The organism is Microcystis aeruginosa LEGE 91341 (assembly GCF_015206885.1).
Lineage (GTDB): Bacteria > Cyanobacteriota > Cyanobacteriia > Cyanobacteriales > Microcystaceae > Microcystis > Microcystis aeruginosa_H.
This window is the reverse complement of record NZ_JADEXY010000253.1, coordinates 1-2,048: the sequence shown is the minus strand read 5'-3', so window position 1 is coordinate 2,048 and position 2,048 is coordinate 1. Positions and strand designations below refer to the sequence as shown.

General features: G+C 41.0%; 3 protein-coding genes and 1 pseudogene. 1 reads left to right on the top strand and 3 read right to left on the bottom strand.

Annotated features, from left to right (window positions below; translation table 11 throughout):
• Positions 1-209, top strand: a pseudogene (locus IQ234_RS20660) (hypothetical protein); the annotation flags it as partial.
• A gap of 131 nt (positions 210-340) precedes the next feature.
• Here the strand turns inward: IQ234_RS20660 and IQ234_RS20655 are convergent.
• From IQ234_RS20655 to IQ234_RS20645, 3 genes are all read right to left on the bottom strand, one after another.
• Positions 341-667 carry a hypothetical protein gene (locus IQ234_RS20655; RefSeq protein WP_193958448.1) on the bottom strand — a complete coding sequence of 109 codons (327 nt, stop codon included), beginning with the start codon at positions 665-667 and terminating at the stop codon, positions 341-343.
• Positions 668-1,181: 514 nt separating this feature from the next.
• Positions 1,182-1,391, bottom strand: a complete 210-nt coding sequence (locus IQ234_RS21455; protein ID WP_228008648.1) for a hypothetical protein — start codon at positions 1,389-1,391, stop codon at positions 1,182-1,184.
• Positions 1,391-1,633, bottom strand: coding sequence for a hypothetical protein (locus IQ234_RS20645; protein ID WP_193958447.1), 243 nt, complete (start codon positions 1,631-1,633; stop codon positions 1,391-1,393). Before IQ234_RS20645 ends, IQ234_RS21455 begins: the two co-directional genes overlap by 1 nt.
• Between the last annotated feature and the right edge of the window lie 415 nt (positions 1,634-2,048).

The following is a 2,048-nucleotide window of genomic DNA, read 5'->3' as shown; positions in this document are numbered from 1 at the left end:
CCATGGCGTTTAACCTCAATGGTTTCAACTTCAACCAGTCGATTCTCGATTCTCAAGGTCGTGTAATCGGTACTTGGGCCGATGTGTTAAACCGCGCTGGTATCGGTATGGAAGTAATGCACGAGCGCAACGCTCACAACTTCCCCTTAGACTTAGCTAGTGGTGAACAGGCTCCTGTAGCTCTGATTGCTCCCGCTATCAATGGTTAATTCCTAGTCTGAACGAAAAGGCACTCCCGCAAGGGGGTGCTTTTTTGTTGAGAAGGGTGGGATAACCAGTGGCGGTCACGGCTATGAGAGAATAAAAGACAGTTCTGTTATACGCCACAATCATTGATCTTTTAAAAGTTCACATTTATCCCCCAATGTGAAAATTGGCAGTCTTTGTAGGCAAGGGTAGAACTGGATAAATAATCTTGACCGTCTAAATCAAGATTAAAGGCAGAAAAGCAGACCCACAGACTACGTTTATCAACGGCGACAGAGCGACCAAAAATTTTACTGAGAGTATTGGCGGTCAGTCCAGTTTGTTGGCTAAGAATGTCTAAGGTGCAGCGAGTGTTTTGTTCTATTTCCCAATTCACTTTAGCACGGTGCAGTTTTCGGTAGCCGATGGAGGTTAAGATTACGCCGCGTTGGCAAGAGGATTTACCCTTTGACTGTTCCATAATTTGCCTCATCAACTTAGAGGTCAGCGGAGTTTTCCATTATGGTAATCAATGGAGATACAAAAAATTACTTTTTTTACAAGATTTAAAGTTTGCGCCAGGAGTCAGGATTTTAACTAGGTGAGATCACCGATGATTCTCCTTGAACAGTTCTTATGTATTTAACCTATAGGAGTCTATCGTTATTTAGCGATTGAATGGGGCGATCACCGTTATGCTTCATAAATTTCCCGACGATACCCAATTCTGTTGACATAAATAATGGGATTCTACTCTGGGCGATCAGGTTCTAAGTAAGGTTATTAAAATTGGAATCCTGGAATAAAATCCGAAAGTTCTCTTGGGTGAAGTGTTTGTCATGGGTGAGTATTTCATAAATTCCCATTTGTTTCATCACAATCATTGAGACACAATCAGTAAGGCTATAGCCTTTGTCTAGACGGTTGGCATCAAGTTCTACAACTGATTGAATTAAATAGGAATCAAGGCTAATAATTTGCAGATTTGGAGAGGTTTAAATTTGGCGATAGAAATTGACGACACCTTGTTTCATGGGTTGATCAAATTTAGCAAAAAAGTTAAGATATTCCACCAAGACTAAATCGGTTGTAATTAAAGAATAATCTTGAATTAACGTACTAAAAGCTCGCACTTGTCTATGCCATTGATCTTTAGTATGAATCAAGGCAACCCAATAAAATGTGTCGGCGAAGAGGGTCGGCATTATTTTTGAGGAGAATTGCCATAAAGATAGTAATCCAAGTTGGCCGCCGCATCGGTGGGGATCTGGTCAAAGGATTCTTCGGGAATGGTGGCAATTATTTCATCGGCGATTTCCCAAATTGGTTTGTTATTTTGCGGTGAAGGGGCGGGAGTTTTATGGGAGAGTATCAGTTCTAAGCAGGATTGGATTAGAGATTCGGAGGCGGTTTCTATTTCTTGTAGGAGTTGTTCTTTGGCGGTCATGGCTGGTTTGGGATGAGAGGATATTCCAGATTATACCGATGCCGTTCTTGATTTAGATCGCGGCCCTTGTAGTCTTGGGTATGAAGCAAAAGTTTGGGGTTGGTAGAGTGGAGAGATTATCAGGATATTCTGACAAAGCTTAGGCTTAAGTTGGTAAAGTTGGGGATTTTTCCCAAGTTAAGGATTTTTCTGAGAGGGTGGAGGGGCTGTAAGTTAGGCGGGGTAAGGGTTGGGAGAATTTTACTAACTTTTTCCTTAAGTTGGTAAACTTTGGTTGATTTGGAGATTAGACCTCTTGCATAAATCCGAAAACAAACGATAGAAACAATAATGGGAGGGACTTTCAGTTAATTATTTATTAGTAGTTGATAATCTTCAAAAATGTTGCTGTACAAGGATCGACTTAAGACTTTTG